Annotated in this window: 21 protein-coding genes and 1 pseudogene; 14 read left to right on the top strand and 8 right to left on the bottom strand. The window is 69.2% G+C overall.

Annotated elements, in window-relative coordinates; genetic code table 11:
* Positions 1–50: 50 nt before the first annotated feature.
* Positions 51–1,046: an NAD-dependent epimerase/dehydratase family protein gene (locus KHO22_RS25440; RefSeq protein ID WP_211949940.1), complete on the bottom strand. Its 996-nt coding sequence runs from the start codon at positions 1,044–1,046 to the stop codon at positions 51–53.
* Positions 1,047–1,141: 95 nt separating this feature from the next.
* On the opposite strand from KHO22_RS25440, the gene KHO22_RS25445 reads away from it, so the two are divergent.
* Complete coding sequence (locus tag KHO22_RS25445; RefSeq protein ID WP_211949941.1) at positions 1,142–2,035, top strand: LysR family transcriptional regulator; 894 nt, start codon at positions 1,142–1,144, stop codon at positions 2,033–2,035.
* Positions 2,036–2,050: 15 nt separating this feature from the next.
* On the opposite strand, the gene KHO22_RS25450 is transcribed toward KHO22_RS25445, so the two are convergent.
* The gene (locus tag KHO22_RS25450) at positions 2,051–2,779 is read right to left on the bottom strand and encodes a 2OG-Fe(II) oxygenase (protein ID WP_211949942.1); all 729 of its coding nucleotides are present in this window, start codon (positions 2,777–2,779) and stop codon (positions 2,051–2,053) included.
* A 108-nt stretch (positions 2,780–2,887) separates the two neighbouring features.
* Complete coding sequence (locus tag KHO22_RS25455) at positions 2,888–3,790, bottom strand: LysR family transcriptional regulator (RefSeq protein WP_211949943.1); 903 nt, start codon at positions 3,788–3,790, stop codon at positions 2,888–2,890.
* Positions 3,791–3,904: 114 nt separating this feature from the next.
* Between KHO22_RS25455 and dkgB the strand changes: the two genes are divergently transcribed.
* The 8 genes and pseudogenes from dkgB (at position 3,905) to KHO22_RS25495 (ending at position 10,907) form a co-directional block, all read left to right on the top strand.
* Positions 3,905–4,708, top strand: a complete 804-nt coding sequence (gene dkgB / locus KHO22_RS25460) for a 2,5-didehydrogluconate reductase DkgB (RefSeq protein ID WP_211949944.1) — start codon at positions 3,905–3,907, stop codon at positions 4,706–4,708.
* 8 nt (positions 4,709–4,716) lie between these two features.
* Positions 4,717–5,838, top strand: a complete 1,122-nt coding sequence (locus tag KHO22_RS25465; protein WP_211949945.1) for an alkene reductase — start codon at positions 4,717–4,719, stop codon at positions 5,836–5,838.
* Between the two features lie 3 nt (positions 5,839–5,841).
* Positions 5,842–6,182: pseudogene (locus KHO22_RS25470) on the top strand (MoaF-related domain-containing protein).
* A gap of 31 nt (positions 6,183–6,213) precedes the next feature.
* Entirely contained in the window at positions 6,214–7,215 is a 1,002-nt protein-coding gene (locus tag KHO22_RS25475; protein ID WP_211949946.1) for an aldo/keto reductase, read from the top strand.
* Between the two features lie 189 nt (positions 7,216–7,404).
* Entirely contained in the window at positions 7,405–8,535 is a 1,131-nt protein-coding gene (locus tag KHO22_RS25480) for a cytochrome P450 family protein (RefSeq protein ID WP_211949947.1), read from the top strand.
* 43 nt (positions 8,536–8,578) lie between these two features.
* A complete protein-coding gene (locus tag KHO22_RS25485; protein WP_211949948.1) occupies positions 8,579–8,935 on the top strand; it encodes an antibiotic biosynthesis monooxygenase family protein in 357 nt (118 codons plus the stop codon).
* Between the two features lie 18 nt (positions 8,936–8,953).
* The gene (locus KHO22_RS25490; RefSeq protein ID WP_420839652.1) at positions 8,954–9,700 is read left to right on the top strand and encodes a sulfite exporter TauE/SafE family protein; all 747 of its coding nucleotides are present in this window, start codon (positions 8,954–8,956) and stop codon (positions 9,698–9,700) included.
* A gap of 82 nt (positions 9,701–9,782) precedes the next feature.
* Positions 9,783–10,907 carry an extracellular catalytic domain type 1 short-chain-length polyhydroxyalkanoate depolymerase gene (locus tag KHO22_RS25495; RefSeq protein ID WP_211949950.1) on the top strand — a complete coding sequence of 375 codons (1,125 nt, stop codon included), beginning with the start codon at positions 9,783–9,785 and terminating at the stop codon, positions 10,905–10,907.
* 39 nt (positions 10,908–10,946) lie between these two features.
* On the opposite strand, the gene KHO22_RS25500 is transcribed toward KHO22_RS25495, so the two are convergent.
* Positions 10,947–11,273, bottom strand: coding sequence for a 2Fe-2S iron-sulfur cluster-binding protein (locus KHO22_RS25500; protein ID WP_211949951.1), 327 nt, complete (start codon positions 11,271–11,273; stop codon positions 10,947–10,949).
* Complete coding sequence (locus tag KHO22_RS25505) at positions 11,254–11,874, bottom strand: IMPACT family protein (RefSeq protein ID WP_211949952.1); 621 nt, start codon at positions 11,872–11,874, stop codon at positions 11,254–11,256. Before KHO22_RS25505 ends, KHO22_RS25500 begins: the two co-directional genes overlap by 20 nt.
* A gap of 235 nt (positions 11,875–12,109) precedes the next feature.
* On the opposite strand from KHO22_RS25505, the gene KHO22_RS25510 reads away from it, so the two are divergent.
* The 4 genes from KHO22_RS25510 (at position 12,110) to KHO22_RS25525 (ending at position 16,550) form a co-directional block, all read left to right on the top strand.
* On the top strand, positions 12,110–14,098 hold the full coding sequence (locus KHO22_RS25510; protein WP_211949953.1) for a PhoX family protein: 1,989 nt from the start codon (positions 12,110–12,112) through the stop codon (positions 14,096–14,098).
* 206 nt (positions 14,099–14,304) lie between these two features.
* Complete coding sequence (locus tag KHO22_RS25515; RefSeq protein WP_211949954.1) at positions 14,305–15,402, top strand: methyl-accepting chemotaxis protein; 1,098 nt, start codon at positions 14,305–14,307, stop codon at positions 15,400–15,402.
* Between the two features lie 134 nt (positions 15,403–15,536).
* Positions 15,537–15,854 carry a high-potential iron-sulfur protein gene (locus KHO22_RS25520; protein WP_211949955.1) on the top strand — a complete coding sequence of 106 codons (318 nt, stop codon included), beginning with the start codon at positions 15,537–15,539 and terminating at the stop codon, positions 15,852–15,854.
* 87 nt (positions 15,855–15,941) lie between these two features.
* Positions 15,942–16,550, top strand: coding sequence for a DUF938 domain-containing protein (locus KHO22_RS25525; protein WP_211949956.1), 609 nt, complete (start codon positions 15,942–15,944; stop codon positions 16,548–16,550).
* A 36-nt stretch (positions 16,551–16,586) separates the two neighbouring features.
* On the opposite strand, the gene KHO22_RS25530 is transcribed toward KHO22_RS25525, so the two are convergent.
* The 3 genes from KHO22_RS25530 to alkB all read right to left on the bottom strand — a co-directional run bounded on the left by KHO22_RS25530 (position 16,587) and on the right by alkB (position 18,798).
* Positions 16,587–17,363, bottom strand: a complete 777-nt coding sequence (locus KHO22_RS25530; RefSeq protein ID WP_211949957.1) for a sulfite exporter TauE/SafE family protein — start codon at positions 17,361–17,363, stop codon at positions 16,587–16,589.
* 167 nt (positions 17,364–17,530) lie between these two features.
* Complete coding sequence (locus KHO22_RS25535) at positions 17,531–18,019, bottom strand: GFA family protein (RefSeq protein ID WP_211949958.1); 489 nt, start codon at positions 18,017–18,019, stop codon at positions 17,531–17,533.
* 107 nt (positions 18,020–18,126) lie between these two features.
* A complete protein-coding gene (gene alkB / locus KHO22_RS25540) occupies positions 18,127–18,798 on the bottom strand; it encodes a DNA oxidative demethylase AlkB (RefSeq protein WP_211949959.1) in 672 nt (223 codons plus the stop codon).
* Between the two features lie 216 nt (positions 18,799–19,014).
* On the opposite strand from alkB, the gene KHO22_RS32745 reads away from it, so the two are divergent.
* Complete coding sequence (locus KHO22_RS32745; protein WP_268914543.1) at positions 19,015–19,149, top strand: hypothetical protein; 135 nt, start codon at positions 19,015–19,017, stop codon at positions 19,147–19,149.
* Positions 19,150–19,182: the final 33 nt, after the last annotated feature.

The raw sequence follows: 19,182 nt of genomic DNA on the forward strand, positions 1-19,182 counted from the left end.
CTTGCCGCACCTTTCCCCCGGGGCCGCGCGCTGGCGTCGTGCGTCGTCCGTCAGCGAGGTGAAGGAACGCAAGGGGCAGCGGTTCCGGTTTCAAGGCAACCAAGGCCTTTCAGCGTGGCTTCCACGGCCTGCTCGAGCGGCGTGTGGGGTTCGCCACCGGGCAGGCGCCCGCCACGCATGCGCACCGGCTCGCGCCACAGGTAGCGCATTTCCTGCATTTCCCGGAACGTCGCGACGAAGGGGGCCGCTGCCGATAGCAGCCACCATGGAAACCGCCGTACCTTCGGCAACTGGCCGCCGCGGCGGGCCACTGCGCGCTGGATGGCCCGGACCATCTCCGTGCCGTCCGTGTCCCAGTGTCCGGCCAGATGGAATACGGCGAAGGGCGGCAGCAACGCCGCCTGCTCCAGCAGCCTGACCATGGCGTTCGCCACGTCAGGCAGGTAGGCCCACTGGTGCCCCACGCCGGACGCGCCCGGATACCGGATGGTTCGCACCGCCTGCCCCGGCCGCACCAGCGCCTGGGAGAACCAGTTGTTGCCGGCCTGCGGCCCGAAGAAGTCGCCCGCGCGCACGATGATGACGCGCGTGCCGTGCCCGGCCGCTTCCCGCAGGCGCCGCTCCATTTCGACGCGGATGGCGCCCTTGCGCGTGACGGGATGCTGGGGCGCATCTTCCGCCGGCTCGGGCAGGGCGTCCGGCCCGAAGTTGTAGACCGTGCCGGGCAGCACGATCGTGGCCCCCGCGGCGCGGCCGGCGGCAATGGTGTTGTCGAGCATCGGCAGCACGAGTTCCGGCCAGCGCCGGTAGCCGGGCGGGTTCACCGCGTGGACGATCACGCCGCAGCCGTGCGCGGCGGACAGCACGTCCTGCCGCCGCATGGCGTCTCCCGATACCCATTCGATGGCACCCGGCTGCGCGCCAGCCGGTGCTCCGCCGCGCCGCAGCGCGCGGACCTGCCATCCCGCCGCGCCGAGCTGTCGCGCCACTTCCGAGCCGATGCCGCTGGTTGCGCCGAGAACCAGCGCGCACTTTCCGTTTGCCATGACTGTTGCTCCCTGCGTTTGCCATGCAGGCATTGTGGGAGTTGTCCGGGATAATTGGAATTGGATGGAAATGTGGAGACGCTATACATTTACGTATGACATCGAAGATCAGCTGGGAACTCTACCGGAGCCTGCTGGGCGTACTTCGCACCGGCTCGCTTTCCGGCGCGGCGCGGGAACTGGGGCTGTCGCAGCCAACCGTGGGCCGGCATATCGACACGCTCGAACAGGATCTGGGCGCCATCCTGTTCACGCGCTCGCAATCGGGCCTGCTGCCCACCGAGGCCGCCCTGATCCTGCGCGACTACGCCGAGGCCATGGAAAGCACGGCCGCCGCCATGGAGCGCACGGTCACGGGTGCGGGCGGGGACGTAGCGGGAACCGTGCGCGTCTCGGCCAGCGAGGTGGTTGGCATTGAAGTGTTGCCGCCCGTGCTGGCCGCGCTGCGCGCGCGTCATCCGGCGCTCGTCATCGAACTCGTGTTGAGCAACCGCATCCATGACCTGTTGCGCCGCGAAGCCGACGTCGCGGTGCGCATGCAGCGCCCGGTGCAGGAGCAACTGGTGGCGCGCCGGGTCGGCGCCATCGAACTGGGCCTGTATGCGCATGAGGACTACCTCGCGCGCCACGGCATGCCGCGAGACCTGGAAGCGCTGCGCCGCCATGCGCTGATCGGCTACGACCAGTCCACGCCGTTCATCCGGGAGGCGGCGCGCTCGCTGCCGTGGCCTGAGCGCGCCGCGTTCGCGCTGCGTGCCGACAGCGATGTCGCGCAACTGTCGCTGATCCGGGCCGGCGCCGGCATCGGGATCTGCCAGACCGGGCTGGCGGCCAGGCAGCCGGTGCTGCGGCGGGTCTTGCCTCGCAAGTTCTCGATGCGGCTCGAAACCTGGATCACCATGCACGAGAACCTGCGCCACAGCATTGCATGCCGCACGGTATTCGATGCGCTTGCCGAAGGCCTCGGCACCTACATCGCCGCGCAGTAGGAGCGACCGGCGACGCTACTGCGCATCATGGAAGATCAGTCCCACCGTATGGCGCCTGCCGCTGCGGATGACACTGACGCCATGGCGCATCGCCACTTTGCGCGTACCGCCGCGCAGGCCCGCTACCGGCCGCTCGTTGACGGTGAACACCACGGCGTCGCCCTGCCGCAGCGGCACGACATCGGCGCGCTGGCTGCGTCCGGCGTTTTCCGTCATGACGAACTCTCCGCCGGCGAAATCCCGGCCCGGCTCGGACAGCAGGATCGCGACCTGCAGCGGGAACACGTGCGCGCCATACAGATCCTGATGCAGGCAGTTGTAGTCGCCTGCGCCGTATTGCAGGATCAGCGGCGTCGGCCGCGTCTGGCCCGCACGGTGGCATTGGTCGAGGAAAGCGTCCAGCGTATCGGGGTACTGCACATCGACGCGCATCTGCCGGTTCCAGCGATTGGCGATCTCCGCCAGCGGCGCGTACAGCGCGCGGCGCAGCCGCTCCAGCAACGGCGGCAGCGGATAGGCGAAGTACTTGTATTCGCCGCGCCCGAAGCCGTGGCGGGCCATCACGACACGGGAGCGGAAGATGTCATCGCGGTCGTACAGCGCGGCCAGTTCCGTGCATTGTTCCGGCGTCAGGATGCCCGGCAGGACGGCATTGCCATGGGCATCGAGCGATGCCGCGACATCCTCCCAGGCGATCCCGGTCTTGATGTCGCCGGCGGCGGTCTTGATGCTTTGCGCCTTCATATGGCTCACTCACAGCGTTGTCGCGTGATGCCAGTGTAAGGAGCGGCGCGGCGGCCGGCACTCCGATGCTTGCGGTCGAATCCGGCGCCGGACGACTTTGGCGCACACCTATTCGTCGAACGGCTGTTTGCCAAGCACGCCGACCACATGATCGACAAAGCACGTGATGCGCGACGCCAGCGCCGTGTTGCGGTAGTAGACGGCATTAATCGACTGCCGCACATCGAGCGTCTGCCTGCCGAACAGCGGCACCAGCCGGCCGCTGTGGCGATCGTCGCGGGTCATGAAGTCCGACAGGCAGACAATGCCCAGCCCGGCCAGCGCCAGGCTCCTGAGCGTTTCGCCGCTCGATGACGCAATGGCGGGCTTGATGTGCACGATGCTGCCGTCGTCGTTGCGCAGCGGCCAGTCATTCAGTGAATCCGGCTGGCTGAAGCCCAGCAGCGCATGCTGCGCGAGCTGGGCCGGCTTGGTCGGCGTGCCGTGGCGTTTCAGGTATGCGGGGCTGGCCAGCACGCGCACGCGGCTGGTGCCGATCGGCCGCGCATGCAGCGTCGAATCCTTCAGCGCGCCGATGCGGAATGCCACGTCGGTCCGCTTCTCGATCAGGTCGATGATGCCTTCGGTCGATTGCAGCTCCAGTTCCACTTCCGGGAATTGCGCGCGGAATCCTTCCACCAGCGGCACGAGCACATGCAGCATGAACGGCGTGGCCGCGTCGACGCGCAGGCGACCCACCGGGCGCATGCGGCGTGCCGCCATCTGCTCTTCCGCCTCATCGACCATGGCGAGGATGGTGCGCGCATGGGCCAGGAACGCCGCCCCTTCCTCCGTCAGTTCCAGGCGCCGCGTGGTCCGGCGCAGGAGCGTGGTCTGCAGCTTCTCTTCCAGCCGGCTCAGCGTGCGGCTGGTCGCCGACACGGTCAGGCCGAGTTGTTCCGCGGCGGCCGTGATCGAGCCGGTATCCACGACGGCCGCAAAGGCCAGCAGTTCGTCGACGGTCGTTTTCATTGTTGATTTCAAATCAAATGAATTTGACTTATACACGGCTTAATTTGCAAATGTAAAGCCGGCACACTGCGTCCATTGCAAGTCTTCTCTTGCCCCTGTACCAGGAGTTACCCCATGAGCATTCCTTCGTTTGGTGTCGGCACTTTCCGCCTGACCGGCCACGCGGCTGTCGATTCCGTGCGCAACGCGCTGGACGTCGGCTACCGCGCCGTCGATACCGCGCAGATCTACGGCAACGAGGCCGAGGTCGGGCAGGCCATCGCCGCAAGCGGCGTGAAGCGTGACGCGCTGTTCGTCACCACCAAGATCTGGACCGCGAACTACGCTGCCGACAAGCTGGTGCCGAGCCTGCGCGAGAGCCTGGACAAGCTGCGCACCGACCATGCCGACCTGACGCTGATCCACTGGCCTGCCCCCGGCAACGGCGTGCCGCTGCGCGAGTACATGGAAGCGCTGGCCGCGGCGAAGTCGCTGGGGCTGACGCGCCAGATCGGCATCTCGAACTTCAATATCGAACTGGCCCGGCAGGCCATCGACGTGGTCGGCAAGGGCGAGATCGCGACCAACCAGATCGAACTGAGCCCCTACCTGCAGAGCCGCAAGCTCACCGCGTTCCTGCAGGAGCAGGGCATCACCGTGACCTCGTACATGACGCTGGCCTACGGCAAGGTGCTGAAGGACCCGGTCCTCGCGCAGATTGCGGCGAAGCACGATGCCACCGTGGCGCAGGTTGCGCTGGCCTGGGCGCTGCAGCTTGGCTACGCGGTGATTCCTTCGTCGACGAAGCGCGCGAACCTGGCCGGCAACTTGCTGGCGCGCGACCTGAAGCTCGACGCCGACGACATGGCGCAGATCGCCGCGCTGGAACGCAACGGCCGCGAGGTCAGCCCCGAGGGCCTGGCCCCGGTGTGGGACTGAGGGAGGCGATGATGTCCGATACGCGCAACCCGCTGTTCCAGCCCCATTCCCTCGGCACCCTGGCGCTGCCGAACCGCATCGTGATGCCGCCGATGACGCGCTCGCGCGCCAGCCAGCCCGGCGACGTTCCGAATGCGCTGATGGCCGAGTACTACGCACAGCGTGCCGGTGCCGGCCTGATCATCAGCGAAGGCACCTGGGTTTCGCCGCTTGGCAAGGGCTATGCATGGACCCCGGGCATCCACTCGCCGGCGCAGGTTGAAGGCTGGCGCAAGGTGACCAGCGCCGTGCATGCGGCGGGCGGACGCATCTTCGCCCAGCTCTGGCACGTGGGCCGGCTGAGCCACGTCAGCCTGCTCGGCGGGCAGGCGCCGGTGTCCTCATCGGCGATCCGGGCGAACGGTGTCAACGTGTTCGTGGCCGAACACGACGGCACGCCCGGCTTCGTGCAGGCGTCGCAGCCGCGTGCGCTGACGGTCGAAGAGATCCACGGCATCGTCGACGAATTCCGGCAGGCCGCGCGCAACGCGATGGCGGCCGGCTTCGACGGTGTCGAACTGCATGCGGCCAACGGCTACCTCGTCAACCAGTTCATTGATTCCGGGGCCAACGGCCGCACCGACGCATACGGTGGCTCGCTCGACAATCGCCTGCGCTTCCTGCGCGAAGTGGCGCAGGCGCTGATCGAAGGCACGGGCAGCAAGGACCGCGTCGGCATCCGGCTGGCGCCGCTGACTACGCTCAACGGCTGCGTCGATGCGGATCCGGAGACCACTTATACCGCTGCCGCGAAGTGGCTTGGCGAGATCGGCGTGGGCTATATCCACATCGCCGAAGCCGACTGGGACGACGCGCCGCACATGCCCGTCGCCTTCAAGCAGCGGCTGCGCCAGGTCTATCCGGGCACGCTGATCTACGCGGGCAAGTACACCGCGGATCGCGCGCAGGCAGCACTGGACGAGGGCTGGGCCGACCTGATCGCGTTCGGCCGCCCGTTCGTCGCCAACCCGGACCTGCCGGAGCGCCTGCGCACCGGCGCCACGCTCACCCCGCATGACCGCGACACGCTGTTTGGCGGCGGCGCGCGCGGCCTGACCGACTATCCGCGCTTGACCGCCAAGGCAGCCTGACCGATGACCCAGAACCCTCTCAGCAAGCCGCCGTTCGCCGGCCGCGGCTTCCGCGTCGACTACGACGGCCTGTCCGCGCACAACGTCTACGCGGAAGACGGGCAGTCGCTCCGCTACGCGATCGTCTCCGGCCCGTATGCGGGCGCCAGCGGCGAATCGCGCTGCGAATGCGCGAGATCGCCGAAGGCGTCTATGCGATCTCGTGGCAGGAAGCCGACGGCGCGACCGTGGTGCATGTCGACGACTTCACCCACGGCCGCTCCATGGCGTTCTTCACGGCGTCCGACCAGACCTTCTACCGGATGCAGGGACCCTTGACTGAGCTGGCAGGCCCCGACGCCTGAGCCGCGCTCCACGATCCAATCCATCACAACCATGCGAATTTCCATACCGACGAAAATCGGCTTCGGTACCGCGCCGCTGGGCAATATGTACCGCGACATCCCCGAACAGGAAGCGCTCGACACCGTCGACGCCGCCTGGGAGCAGGGCATCCGCTACTTCGACGCCGCGCCGCTCTATGGCGCGGGCCTGGCCGAGATCCGGCTCGGCAACGCGTTGCAGCACCGCCCGCGCGACGCGTACGTGCTCAGCACCAAAGTGGGCCGGCTGGTACTCGACGAGACCGAAGACACCGCCAGCCGCGACCTCGGCGAGAAGGGCGGGCTGTTCGAACACGGCCTGCCCAACAAGATCGTCTACGACTACAGCGCCGACGGCACGCAGCGCGCGATCGAAGCCAGCCTGAAGCGCCTGAAGACCGATCGCCTCGACATCGTCTGGATCCACGACCCGGCCAGGGACTTTCACGGCGATGCCTGGCGCGACGTGTTCCAGACGGCGATGACCGGTGCCGCCGCAGCGCTGACCCGGCTGCGCGAGCAAGGCGTGATCAAGGCCTGGGGCCTTGGCGTCAACCGCGTCGAGCCATGCGAAATGGCGCTGCAGCAGGCCGACCCCGACGGTTTCCTGATCGCCGGCCGCTATACGCTGCTCGACCACGCCGATGCGCTGCGCGAACTGATGCCCGCTTGCGCGGACCGTGGCGCGGGCATCGTGGTGGGCGGGCCGTACAACTCGGGCATCCTGGCCGGGGGCGAGCACTACGAGTACCAAAAGGCGACGCCGGAAATCCTTGCGCGTGTCGAGGCGCTGCGCGGGCTGTGTGCGGAGTTCAGTGTGGATATCCGCGCCGCCGCGCTGCAGTTCTCGCTCGCGCATCCCGCCGTGGCGGCGGTCATCCCGGGCGCGAGCCGGCCGGAGCGTATCGCCGCAAACCTGGCGCTCGCGCAAGCGGAAATTCCGCGGGCGTTCTGGCAGGCGCTGCGCGCACAGGACCTGGTCGCCGCCGCCGCGCCGTTGCCTGGCCTGGTGTAGCGGTACAGAGACGGTACCCAAACCAGTACCCGAGCCCCGGCTGTCACGCCGGGGCTTATGCATTCGACATTTCATGTCGCCGCGAAGCTTCTTCGCACGGGACGGTGCAAAGATTCGTCATACGCTGTCGCTGCCCGCAAGCCTGTCGGCGCGGGTGGCTGATCGGACCACCGCCGAATCTGTCACGCCATGATGCCCGCCGACCCGCTGGAAGCCGTCACCCATCCCGATCCCTATCCCTACTACCGCGCGCTGGCTGCGCAGCGGCCGTTCGGCTTCGATGAACGGCTGGGGCTGTGGGTGGCCGCGGCGCCCGCCGAGGTCGCTGCCGTGCTCGCGCACGCTGATTGCCGCGTGCGTCCGGCGGCCCAGCCGGTGCCGCCCGCGCTTGCCGGCAGCGCGGCGGGCGAACTGTTCGGACGCCTGATCCGCATGAATGACGGAGCGGCCCATGCGCCGCTCAAGGCGATCCTGCTGCGATTGATGGCGGCCATCGGCACTGATGCCGCCGTGGCGCGCGCGGCCATGCTTGCGGCCGCGCTCGATGCGCTGCCCGGCATGGCGCCGGACACCGGCGCCGCCGTCAACCGCTGGATCTTCACGCTGCCCGTCGTTACCGTGGCCGACCTGCTCGGCCTGCCGGTGCGCGCCGGGGCCGATGCCATGGCCGTGGCCGCGCGCGTGGCCGCCTACGCCGCGGCGCAGTCGCCGCTGGCCACGGCTGGCGATGTCGCGGCAGGCGCCGACGCGGCGCGCTGGCTCGGGCAATGGCTGCATGCCGCCACGGAAGTGCCACGCCAAGCCGAAGATCCGGGCTTGCTGCCAGCGTTGCGACATGCGGCGCAAGCGGAAGGCATCGCACCGGAAGCCGTCGCCGCCAATGCCATTGGCCTGATGGTGCAGGCGTGCGAGGCCTCCGCGGGGCTGGCGGGCAATATGCTGCTTCGTCTGGGCCGCGCCGGCACGGCCGTGGGCAACCTGCCTGAACTGGCTGCGCGCGTGGCACGAGAGGATCCTCCGGTGCAGAATACACGCCGCTTCCTGGCCGCTGACGCATGCCTGTGCGGCGTGCCGGTCAGGGCGGGCGATGCCGTGCTCGTGCTGCTGGCGGCTGCCTCGTGCGCAACGCCTGGCGAGGCTGGCGGACGCGCGTGGACATTCGGCGCGGGCCGCCATGCCTGCCCCGGCGATGCGCTCGCGCAGGCGCTTGCCGCCGCGACGGTCGAAGCCCTGCTCGCGCGCGGCGCGCGGCCGGCCGCGCTGGCGCGGGCGTTTCGCTACCGGCCCTCGCACAATGCGCGCATCCCGCATTTCAACTGAAACACTGGCTGCCCCCGACCCTTTCCACAGAGAGACATCCGCCATGATCGCCGTCATCTTCGAAGTCGAGCCCGCACCGGGCCGCAAGGACACCTATCTCGAACTCGCTGCAAAGCTGCGGCCGACGCTGGAGGCCATCGACGGCTTTATCTCGGTCGAGCGCTTCCAGAGCCTGACCACGCCGGGCAAGATCCTGTCGCTGTCGTTCTTCCGCGATGAAGCGGCGGTCATGGCGTGGCGCAATACCGAGGACCATCGCCAGGCCCAGGCGGCCGGACGCGGCGGCGTGTTCGCGGGCTACCGGCTGCGCGTGGCGCAGGTGCTGCGCGACTACGGGCTGGACGAGCGCGACCAGGCGCCCGCCGACAGCCGCGCGGTACATGACCGCGCCGCGCGCTGAGCGGGGATGCATATGTCGATGTCCCTGCCGCTCGCCGAGATGGCCTTTATCGGCTTCACCTTCCTGTTGGCCGGCTTCGTGAAAGGCGTGGTCGGCCTGGGCCTGCCGACCGTGGCGGTGGGCCTGCTGGGCCTGGTGATGCCACCGGCGCAGGCCGCGGCCCTGCTGGTGGCGCCGTCGATGGTGACCAACGTGGTGCAGTTGTTCAGCGGCCCGCGCTTCGGGCAGTTGCTGCGCCGGCTGTGGCCGATGCTGGTGGCGATCTGCGCGGGGACCTGGCTGTGCGCCGCGCTGGTGCCGGCGCACATGATGACCCATGCCACCGCGGCGCTGGGCGTGGCGCTGGTGCTGTATGCGCTGGTCGGGCTGGCTGCGGCCAGGCTCCATGTGCCGCCGCGCGCGGAACGCTGGCTCGGGCCGCTGGCCGGGTTGGTCACCGGGGCCATCACCGCGGTGACGGGCGTGTTCGTGATTCCCGCGGTGCCTTACCTGCAGGGGCTCGGGCTCGACAAGGAGAGCATGGTCCAGGCGCTGGGCCTGTCGTTCACCGTCTCCACCGTCGCGCTGGCGGTCAGCCTGGCCATGGGTGGCGCGCTGCTGCATCTGCCCGTGCTGGGCGCGTCGGTGCTGGCGCTGCTGCCGGCGCTGGGCGGCATGTTCATCGGCCAGTGGCTGCGCCACCGCATCAGCGCCGAGCGCTTCCGCCGCCTGTTCTTCTGCGGCTTGCTGGTGCTGGGCGGCGAACTGGCGCTGCGCGGCCTGTGAGGTCCCGGTCCGCATGCGCGGCTGACCGCAAAGCCTGACACAATCGACCCCGTCAACGGAATCCGGACGGGAGGCCAGCCACATGGGACGCCGCGGCAGCAGCACGGCACGGCTATGGACGGCGCTGGGCAAGACCGCCACGCGCCAGGCCCGGCGCATGGGGCGCGAGATGACCCGGGCGCTGAACCGGACGCTGAACCAGACAGTCACGCAACCGATGACCGATGCCATCGTGCGCAACGCCGTGAAGCAGTCATCGGCGGTGGCCAGGGCCACGCAGCGCGCGTTGTCCGGCGTAGCGTCTCCGGTGCCGGCGCCGCAGAGCCGTGGCAGCGGGCGCTGGGAAGCGGGCACGGCCGGAGCCGGCCCGCTCGCGCAGCGCCACTACCGCATTTTCCTTCCCGCGGGCCTGACGGCCAGGCGGCGCGCGCCCATGCTGGTGCTGCTGCACGGCTGCGGCCAGGACGCGGCGAGCTTTGCCGCGGTCACGCGCGCGGCGGCGTCGGCGCGTGACGCCGGCTGCGTGGTGCTGTTGCCGGAGCAGTCGTCGCAGGCCAACGCGCAACGCTGCTGGAACTGGTTCCGTCCCGGCACCCGCGGCGGCGCCGAGGCTGCGCTGCTGATGGCCATGATCGACCATGTCTGCGAACGCTATCCGGTGCGGCCGGAGCGCGTCAGCGTGATGGGGCTGTCCGCCGGTGGCGTCATGGCGATGATGCTGGGCCTGCGCTATCCGCAGCGCTTTGTCGCCATCGGCTCGCATTCGGGGGCGGTCCCTTACAGCGCCAGCAACGCGACCCAGGCCGCCGCGGCCATGCGCGGCAGCCGCGCGCCTGACGCCGCGGCGCGCCAGGCAATGCGCCTGTGGCTGGCCGGGCGGCGCCTGCCGCCGCTATTGCTGTTGCATGGCGACGCGGATGCCGTGGTGACATTCGACAATGCCATGACCGCCGCGCGCTTGTGGCTGGACCTGTTGCCTGAACCCGCGGCGCACTTGGCCGTAGCGCCCGCGCGCCGCGTGCAGCGCGGGCAGCGTTTGCCGGCCGAGGTCTCCGACTGGATGGTCGCAGGCCAGACCTGCGTGCGGCTCGTCAGGATCGAGGGCCTGGGGCATGCGTGGAGTGGCGGTCCGGCGGCACAGGCATTCTCGGACCCGCGCGGACCCGATGCGCTGCGGATCGCGTTGCGTTTCTTTGCGGACCGGTGACGGTGGCGGCCGGGCCGGCAGCGCCAAGCGGCCAACCGCCTATTCGAGCTTGCCTGGCTCGATCACCACATCGCTGACGGGGCAGGCGACGCAAGGCAGGATCCACCCGTCGTCCTTCTCGTCCGGGCTGAGCCCCGGCCATTCGATGCGATAGCGGATGGCGCCCGCATGGAGCCGGCTGGCGCAGGCGCGGCAGGTGCCGTTGCGGCAGGAGTTGGGCAGCGCCAGCCCGTCGAGGAGCGCCGCCTCGAGCAGGCTCAGGGCCGCCGGCGCCGCGAAGGTGGCACCGGCAGGCAGCACGCGCGCGCTGAACTCGGCCTGCTCGTCCACCGGGACCTTGCCGGTTTCAGTCTGAGGGGCCGTCATCGTCGGTCTGCGGAAACTGTGCGCGCCCGTGCGTGGCGTCGCGCAATGCCGCCAGCGCGGCGTCGCGCTGCGTGGCGGGCAGGCGGATCACCAGCCGCGCCAGGGCGCCGTAGGCGGTGTCCGCCAGCGTGCAGCCGTCCTGCGCGGACTGGTCCAGCCAGCGGCGCACGCGCGGCTCGTCGGCGTAGTCGACCTCCACGGTCAGTTCGGCGTAGGCGATGCGCTCGACCCGTTCCGCCGATTTCAGCGCCGCGGCAATCGCATCGGTATAGGCGCGCACCAGCCCGCCGGCACCGAGCTTGACGCCGCCGTAGTAGCGCACCACGGCGGCCAGTACGCCGTCCAGGTCATGGTGGCGCAACACCTCCAGGATCGGCCGCCCGGCCGTGCCGGAGGGCTCGCCGTCATCCGACATGCCCGACTGCCCACCCGCGAGCAGTGCCCAGCACACGTGCGTGGCGGTCGGGTGCTGCGCGCGCAGCGACTGCAGCACGGCCATGGCGGCGTCGCGATCCGGCACGGGAATCGCCAGGGCCAGGAAGCGGCTCTTGCGGATCTCGAGTTCGGCTTCGACCGGGGTGGCGAGGGTATAGGTGGGCAAGCGGAATCTGCTGGGCGGCCAGGCGGCCTGCCGACTACGGCAAAAACGGAAGTCTACCGCAGCGCCGCCGCCGGCTGGGTCGGAGCTGGCTTTGTGGTCCGTCGTCAACTTCCTGTCACATAGGGCCCATAGGATGCGCAGCGACGAGGGCGCGGCCGCCGCGCCATGTCTGATTTTGATGACAAGCAGACGGCGTCGCGTTGACGCGCCGCCACCACCTTCCCCGGAAAAGAACATGTTCGACAAACCTGACGCCTCGCGCCGCAAGGCGCTGAAATTCCTCGCCGGTGCGCCGATGCTGCCGCTGGGCCTGGCTTCGGCCGGCCTGCTCGTGGGCTGTGGCGGTGGCGACGACGCCATTGCCGCGCCGGCCGGCAACCCCACCCCCAACCCGGGCCCGAGCGCCACATTCACCACGGCCGAATTCACCGGCATGAGCGCCCCGACGCTGGCCAGCCCGGCCGCGATGGCCACGACCACGGTGGGCTCGGGCCTGAAGGTCAATTTCAGCGACGGCAGCAGCCAGACCTTCAAGCTGGCCTACCAGCCGTTTTTCGTGACCGGCGACATGGTGCCGGACGGCAAGGGCGGCACCATCCTGGCCGGCGGCTACTACGACATCAACAACCAGCCGATCGTCGACACGTCGGTGGCGGGCAAGGAGCGCCAGTTCTACTCCGACGCGCCGGACGGCACCTCGCTGCTCAGGATCGAAGGCGCCAAGGTCAGCGGCGTGAAGGGCAACACGGTGTTTGCCGTGGTGCAGTTCGAATACAACACGCGCGACCAGTCGGGCGCCGATACCTATGGCCGCCTGCCGTCGCCGATCGCCGTGCTGACGCTGGACCAGGACCCGGCCACCGGCAAGCTCACGCTGGTCAAGTACCACAACGTGGACACCTCGCCGGCGCACGGCCTGTGGATTACCTGCGGCGCCAGCCTGTCGCCGTGGAACACGCACCTGTCGAGCGAGGAGTACGAGCCCGACGCGTTCACGATCGCAGGCAACAGCCAGTTCAAGGCCTACAGCAAGAACCTCTATGGCAGCGAGACCGCGGCCAATCCCTACCTTTACGGCCACCTGCCGGAGGTGACGGTCAATGCCGACGGGACGGGCTCGATCCGCAAGCACTACTGCCTGGGCCGCATCTCGCATGAGCTGGTGCAGGTCATGCCGGACAATCGCACCGTGCTGATGGGCGACGATGCCACCAACAGCGGCCTGTTCATGTTCGTGGCCGACAAGGAGAAGGACCTGTCGGCGGGCACGCTGTACGTGGCCAAGGTGGGCGCGGGCTTCTCGATCGATCCGTCCGCGGCGGGCGCCGACCTGACGTGGGTCAAGCTGGGGCACGCCACCAGCGCCGAGATCGAGGCGCTGGCCAAGTCGACGGCGCCGGCCGATATCATGGATGTGGCAACCACCGATCCGGCCGACGTGAGCTACACCAAGATCTTCCTCGGCGGCAAGGCCAACTGGGTTCGCCTCAAGCCTGGCATGGAGAAGGCCGCGGCCTTCCTGGAAACCCACCGCTATGCTTACCTGAAGGGCGGCAGCATGGGCTTTACCAAGATGGAAGGCACCACGGTCAACATCAAGGACAAGGTCGCCTATTCCGCGCTGCAGAACGTTGTCGACTCGATGGTCCTGAACAACAGCAAGGGCTGGAACGCGCAGAGCGGCATCTCGGTCGACAAGGCGCTCAACGCCGGCGCGGTGATGCAGCACAAGCTCGACGGTGGCCAGAAGGACCTGGACGGCGACGCCATCAACAGCGAATGGGTGCCGGTGCATACCAAGGGCCTGCTCAACGGCCACGACATCCTGGGCGACGTGCTCGGCAATACGGCCGACCCGGAGTGGATCGCCAACCCGGACAACCTGAAGTTCTCGGAGAAGCTGCGCACGCTGTTCATCGGCGAGGACAGCGGCCAGCACGTCAACAACTTCCTGTGGGCCTACAACGTGGACACGAGGCAGCTCTCGCGCCTGCTGTCCACGCCCGCCGGCGCCGAAGCCACCGGCCTGCACGCGGTGGATGAAATCAACGGCTGGACCTACATCATGAGCAACTTCCAGCACGCCGGTGACTGGGGCAGCTTGCACGCCAAGGTCCAGGCGACGCTGGATCCGCTGGTGCGCGCCAACTACAAGGATCGTGCCGGCGCGGCGGTCGGCTACCTGACGGCTGATCCATCGAGCATCAAGCTGGCCAAGGCCTGACCGGTCGGGCAAGGCGAATCGGAGGCGGGCTGCGGCCCGCCTTTTTTTGTTGGGTCGCCGAGTTTCCGGGATGCCAGCGGCTTTCATGACTGGATTGTCGTTCGGGATTTCCCCAACTCCTCCATTCCTAAACCTCCGCGCATTACTGCCGATACTCCAACGGCAGACCATCAAGAACAGACATTCCAATATGGGGGAGAACCGCAATGTCGCAGGCAAATCTGACCATCCGGGCCCGCCTGGGCGCAACCTTCGGGCTGGTCGTGCTGTTGGCGGGCGCCGCCATCGGCACGGGCCTGGCGCAGCTGGAGGGCAGCGACGCGACGCGCTACACCATGCTGGGCCTCGGCCTGGCGGTACTGGCAGCGGCCATTGCCGGCGCTTTCTGGCTGGCTGCCGGCATCGAGCGCCCGTTGGCGGACGCCGTCTACATCGCCGAGACCGTGGCCGCGGGTGACCTCAGCCAGGACTTCGATACCGACCAGGGCGGCGCATTCGGCCGGCTGCTCGGCGGCATGGGTAAGATGGAGGACATCCTGACGGACCTGGTGAGCCGGATCAAGAGCTCCACGGACTCGATTGCAGACTCCTCCCGCCAGATCGCGGACGGCAATACCGACCTCTCCCAGCGCACCGAGGAGCAGGCGGCCACCCTGCAGGAGACGGCGTCGAGCATGGGCAGCCTGACCGATATGGTCCGCCGCAACGCCGAGCGCGCGCATGCCGCCAACGACATCGCCGCCAGTGCATCGGAGATTGCCGAGCGCGGCGGCGTGGTGGTCAACGACGTGGTGCAGACCATGCAGGCGATCAGCGCCAGTTCGAACAAGGTGGTCGAGATCATCCAGGTGATCGAAGGCATTGCCTTCCAGACCAACATCCTGGCCCTCAATGCCGCCGTGGAAGCGGCGCGCGCGGGCGAGCAGGGCCGCGGCTTCGCCGTGGTGGCTGGCGAGGTGCGCACGCTGGCCCAGCGCAGCGCCACCGCCGCGAAGGAAATCCGCGTGCTGATCGGCGATTCCGCCAGGCAGGTCGAAGGCGGCGCAGTGCTGGTCGACAAGGCCGGGCAGACCATGGAGGAGATCCAGCAGGCCGTGCGCAGCGTCACGGGCATCCTGGGCGAGATCTCGGTGGCTTCGCGCGACCAGAGCAGCAGCATCGAGCAGGTCAACCAGGCCGTGGCGCAGATGGACGCCGTCACGCAGCAGAACGCGGCGCTGGTGGAGCAGGCCGCCGCGGCCTCGGCATCGCTGGCCGACCAGGCCCACCAGCTCCAGGGCGTGGTAGGCGAGTTCAAGCTGTAGGCTCGCCGGCAGGTCGCGCCGGCAGGTCGCGCCGGAAGATCACGCCAGGCATTGCACCGGCCTTGCAATCCGCAGTAACCTCTGCGCCATGCGGGAGGCACATGCCGCCGTGCCCCGCCTCAGAGGAGACTGCCATGCCGTGCAGACGCCGCTTTCTTGGATACCTGCCGCTCGCCTTATCCGGCGGCGTGGCCGTCACCGGACTGCTCGGCAGCCTCCCGGTCAGCGCGGCCGTGCTCGGCGAGCAGGAGCCGCAGGCACAGAAGCTCGGCTACAAGGCCGACACCACCAAGGTCGACCCGAAGAAGTATCCCGGCCACAAGACCAGCCAGACCTGCGCCAACTGCCAGCTCTATCAGGGCGACAAGGGCAGCGCCGCGGGCGGTTGCGTCCTGTTCGGCGACAAGGAGGTGGCGGCCGCCGGCTGGTGCAGCGCCTGGGAGCAGGGCTGATTGAGCGCTTAGTCCGCTTACTCACGCTCAGTCCCGCTCCGTCCCGCCCAGCCCATCTCTCGCCGCGATGCCCGCGCAGGAATATCCATGACCCACGACCCCGATTCCCGCCGCATGGCACCGGCCACGGAGCGCAACCGCGAGCCGATCCTCGCCGTGCTGCGCAATGTGCTGCCGGCGAATGGCACGGTGCTGGAGGTGGCCAGCGGCACCGGCCAGCACGCGGTCCACTTTGCCGCGGCGCTGCCGGGGCTGACCTGGCAGCCGAGCGACCCCGACGCCGCGGCGCGCGCGTCGATCGCCGCCTGGATCGCGCACTCCGGCGTGGCCAATGTGCGCGCCCCGCTGGCGCTGGATGTCTGCGCGCAGCCGTGGGGCATCGACGCGGCCGATGCCGTGGTCTGCATCAACATGATCCACATCTCCCCGTGGGCGGCGGCGCAGGCGCTCTTTGCCGGCGCCGGCAGGCTGCTCGGGCCCGGCGGCGTGCTGGTCCTGTACGGACCCTACCAGCGTGGCGGTGCGCACACCGCGCCGAGCAATGCGGCGTTCGACGCGCAGTTGCGGGCCACGGACCCCGATTGGGGCGTGCGCGACATGGAGGACGTGATTGCACTGGGCGAGGCGCAGGGCATGCGCTGCGACGCGCCGGTGGCCATGCCGGCCAACAATTTCATGCTGGTGTTCCGGAAGTAGGCCGGCCAGCCCCGCCTGACGCGCGCAGCCAGCGCGTCAACCGCGAACCAGCATTACCAAGGCCGTTGCGATCAGGCAAAGGGCGAACAGGGCGCGCAAGCGCCGCTCGGGCATGCGGTGCGCCAGCGCCACGCCCCACGAGATCGTCAGCATGCCGCCCAGCGAGAGCGGTATGCCGCAGGCCCAGTCCACGTGTCCCGCGTGCGCATAGGTGGCGAGCGCCACTACGGCCCCGGGCGTCACCAGGGCCAGCGCCAGCCCCTGTGCGGCCGCCTGTCGCATGCCGAACAGGCCGACCAGCGCCGGTGCCGCGACCACGCCGCCACCCACGCTGAAGAAGCCCGAGAACGCACCGCCCACCACACCGACAAGTGGCATCCAGCGCGGCGAGACGCGTGCGTGCTGCACGGTGGCCGCCCGCCCCGGCAGCAGGCGCCAGAGGAAATACAGCGCCAGGCCGATCATGAAGCAGGCGAACACGCGGCGCAGCAGTTGCGCATCGATGGCTGTGGCCGCGCGCGCCGACAAGTAGGTGGCCAGCACGGCGCTGAGCCCGAGCACCAGCGCCGTGCGCAGCGCAATGTCCGCGCGCCGCCGGTACTGCCAGAAGCCGATCAGCACGTTCGGCGCGATCATGACCAGTGCCGTACCCTGGGCGAGCTGCTGGTCCATGCCGAACAGCAGCCCCAGCGCGGGGATCGCGATCAGCCCGCCGCCAATCCCGAACAGGCCGCCTACGGCGCCCAGCAATCCGCCCAGACCAAAGATCAACAACGAAGACAGCAGGAAATGGGCGGGCAGCGGGTCGGGCATTGCGGGCACGGCGGCGAAACGGGAAGGAGCAACGGATCGGAAGCGGCTCACATCATACGCGAGCGACTTCGCTGCGGGCCCCCGCGCGGAAGGGCGACAAGACGCTGATATCGGCGTCGCCAGCCCGGCGCGCAGTGCATCACGCCCGGTGCATCACGCCCGGTGCATCAACCCGATAACAGGCCGTGCCGGCGATGCCATTCCTGCAGTGACTCGGCCGGCCACGTGCCGCAACGCACATGGCCCTTGCCGCGCGGCACGTCCACCCACTCGGGCGCGAAGTCGAGCCCGGCCTCGACCACGTCGGGCGGCCTGGGCAGCGGGGTATCGATGGCCGACGCGTGCGGATGGACCAGATGGGGCCAGCGCGGGTCGAACAGCCACAGCGCGCTGCCGCACCTGACGCAGAAATGCCGCTGCGCCGGCGAGCGCGTGGCCCGCTTGCCCGGCTCGCGCATGACCGCATGGTAGATGCCCAGGTACTTCTTGCCGCGCACGCGCAGCGTTGTGGCATCGCCGCCGAGGTTGATGGCATAGCCGCCGCTGCCGGCGGTCTTGCGGCAGATCGAGCAGTGGCAATGCATGAACGGATACGGCGAATCGGACTCCAGCGAGAAGTGCACGGCGCCGCAATGGCACGAGCCTTCGAGATGCATGGTAGGGCCTCCAGTCGAGCGTGGCGGGATGCCATTGACTGTAGGAGACGTGCCGCCCGGCGCAATGGGCGCTGTGCGGCTTGCGGCGGTGCCTCGGCGCGGAGGCGCTACAGCGCCTTGCGGAAGGTCAGGTTGATCCGCTCGTGCCCGAGCAGCGGATGGTCGCCGTCGGCCAGTGGCGCCACGCCATGGAAGGCCAGCCGCGCGGGGCCGCCCCACACCACCACGTCGCCATGCGCGAGCCGCGTGCGGGCGGGGCGGTCGGCGCGCCGCAGCCCGCCGAACAGGAACACCGCCGGCAGGCCGAGCGAGACTGACACGATGGGCGCGCGCAGGTCGCGCTCGTCGCGGTCCTGATGCAAGGACAGGCGCGTGCCGGGCACATAGCGGTTGACCAGGCAGGCGTCCGGCGCAAATCCGGCAAAGCCTGCCTCGGCGGCGGCGCGCGTGGCCAGGTCGAGGAATGCCGCCGGCATGGCGGGCCAGGTCTCGCCGCTGAGCGGATCGTGCCGGTCGTAGCGATAGCCCGTCCGGTCCGAGACCCAGCCGGCCTGCCCGCAGTTGGTCATGGCCACTGACATGCGCAATCCGCCCGGCGTGATCATGTGGCGCCACGGCGCCTGCCCGGCGACGTGGCCGATGTCGGCAAGCAACTGCGGCGCCTGCGCGCGCGCAAAGCCGCGCAGCACCACGGCACCGTCCGCGAGCGGTTCGGTCGCGCCGGTGGCGCCGCGCCAGTCGTCGGGGCTATCCAGGTTGTCGAAGAGGTCGAACGTCATGGCACGGGGGCAGCGCACGGAGTCACGCGGCCATTATCGCCCCGGCGCTCGCGCGGTGCGGGCGGCAAGTGGCGCCGTCTCGCGCACATTCCCATCTTCCTCCAGGTATCCCTTTCATCGGCAGAATCAGGGTTTATACTTAGCCCCAACTTTCCTGGATTCCGGGCTGACATGGCCCTGGCGCCCGTCTGGTCGCCCCAGTCCCACCGCCGCATCATGAAACGATTTCTCGCCTTCAGCCTTGTCGCCTGGCTCGCTGCCGCCCTGCTGATCCTGGGACGCGACTCGGTTTCGATGATCGCACTGAGCGGCGTGGTCGCCCTCGCGGGCCTGGACATCTTCCAGCCCTGAGTCCGGCGCCGGCAGCATGCCGAAAGAACAAAG

The sequence above is a fragment of the Cupriavidus yeoncheonensis genome (assembly GCF_905397275.1).
GTDB classification, from domain to species: Bacteria; Pseudomonadota; Gammaproteobacteria; order Burkholderiales; family Burkholderiaceae; genus Cupriavidus; species Cupriavidus yeoncheonensis.

Excerpts from the sequence above, each read along its gene's own strand:
- KHO22_RS25440 (WP_211949940.1), bottom strand. The coding sequence starts at position 1,046 with ATGGCAAACGGAAAGTGCGCGCTGGTTCTCGGCGCAACCAGCGGCATC.
- KHO22_RS25445 (WP_211949941.1), top strand. The coding sequence starts at position 1,142 with ATGACATCGAAGATCAGCTGGGAACTCTACCGGAGCCTGCTGGGCGTA.
- KHO22_RS25450 (WP_211949942.1), bottom strand. The coding sequence starts at position 2,779 with ATGAAGGCGCAAAGCATCAAGACCGCCGCCGGCGACATCAAGACCGGG.
- KHO22_RS25455 (WP_211949943.1), bottom strand. The coding sequence starts at position 3,790 with ATGAAAACGACCGTCGACGAACTGCTGGCCTTTGCGGCCGTCGTGGAT.
- dkgB (WP_211949944.1), top strand. The coding sequence starts at position 3,905 with ATGAGCATTCCTTCGTTTGGTGTCGGCACTTTCCGCCTGACCGGCCAC.
- KHO22_RS25465 (WP_211949945.1), top strand. The coding sequence starts at position 4,717 with ATGATGTCCGATACGCGCAACCCGCTGTTCCAGCCCCATTCCCTCGGC.
- KHO22_RS25475 (WP_211949946.1), top strand. The coding sequence starts at position 6,214 with ATGCGAATTTCCATACCGACGAAAATCGGCTTCGGTACCGCGCCGCTG.
- KHO22_RS25480 (WP_211949947.1), top strand. The coding sequence starts at position 7,405 with ATGATGCCCGCCGACCCGCTGGAAGCCGTCACCCATCCCGATCCCTAT.
- KHO22_RS25485 (WP_211949948.1), top strand. The coding sequence starts at position 8,579 with ATGATCGCCGTCATCTTCGAAGTCGAGCCCGCACCGGGCCGCAAGGAC.
- KHO22_RS25490 (WP_420839652.1), top strand. The coding sequence starts at position 8,954 with ATGTCCCTGCCGCTCGCCGAGATGGCCTTTATCGGCTTCACCTTCCTG.
- KHO22_RS25495 (WP_211949950.1), top strand. The coding sequence starts at position 9,783 with ATGGGACGCCGCGGCAGCAGCACGGCACGGCTATGGACGGCGCTGGGC.
- KHO22_RS25500 (WP_211949951.1), bottom strand. The coding sequence starts at position 11,273 with ATGACGGCCCCTCAGACTGAAACCGGCAAGGTCCCGGTGGACGAGCAG.
- KHO22_RS25510 (WP_211949953.1), top strand. The coding sequence starts at position 12,110 with ATGTTCGACAAACCTGACGCCTCGCGCCGCAAGGCGCTGAAATTCCTC.
- KHO22_RS25515 (WP_211949954.1), top strand. The coding sequence starts at position 14,305 with ATGTCGCAGGCAAATCTGACCATCCGGGCCCGCCTGGGCGCAACCTTC.
- KHO22_RS25520 (WP_211949955.1), top strand. The coding sequence starts at position 15,537 with ATGCCGTGCAGACGCCGCTTTCTTGGATACCTGCCGCTCGCCTTATCC.
- KHO22_RS25525 (WP_211949956.1), top strand. The coding sequence starts at position 15,942 with ATGACCCACGACCCCGATTCCCGCCGCATGGCACCGGCCACGGAGCGC.
- KHO22_RS25530 (WP_211949957.1), bottom strand. The coding sequence starts at position 17,363 with ATGCCCGACCCGCTGCCCGCCCATTTCCTGCTGTCTTCGTTGTTGATC.
- KHO22_RS25535 (WP_211949958.1), bottom strand. The coding sequence starts at position 18,019 with ATGCATCTCGAAGGCTCGTGCCATTGCGGCGCCGTGCACTTCTCGCTG.
- alkB (WP_211949959.1), bottom strand. The coding sequence starts at position 18,798 with ATGACGTTCGACCTCTTCGACAACCTGGATAGCCCCGACGACTGGCGC.
- KHO22_RS32745 (WP_268914543.1), top strand. The coding sequence starts at position 19,015 with ATGAAACGATTTCTCGCCTTCAGCCTTGTCGCCTGGCTCGCTGCCGCC.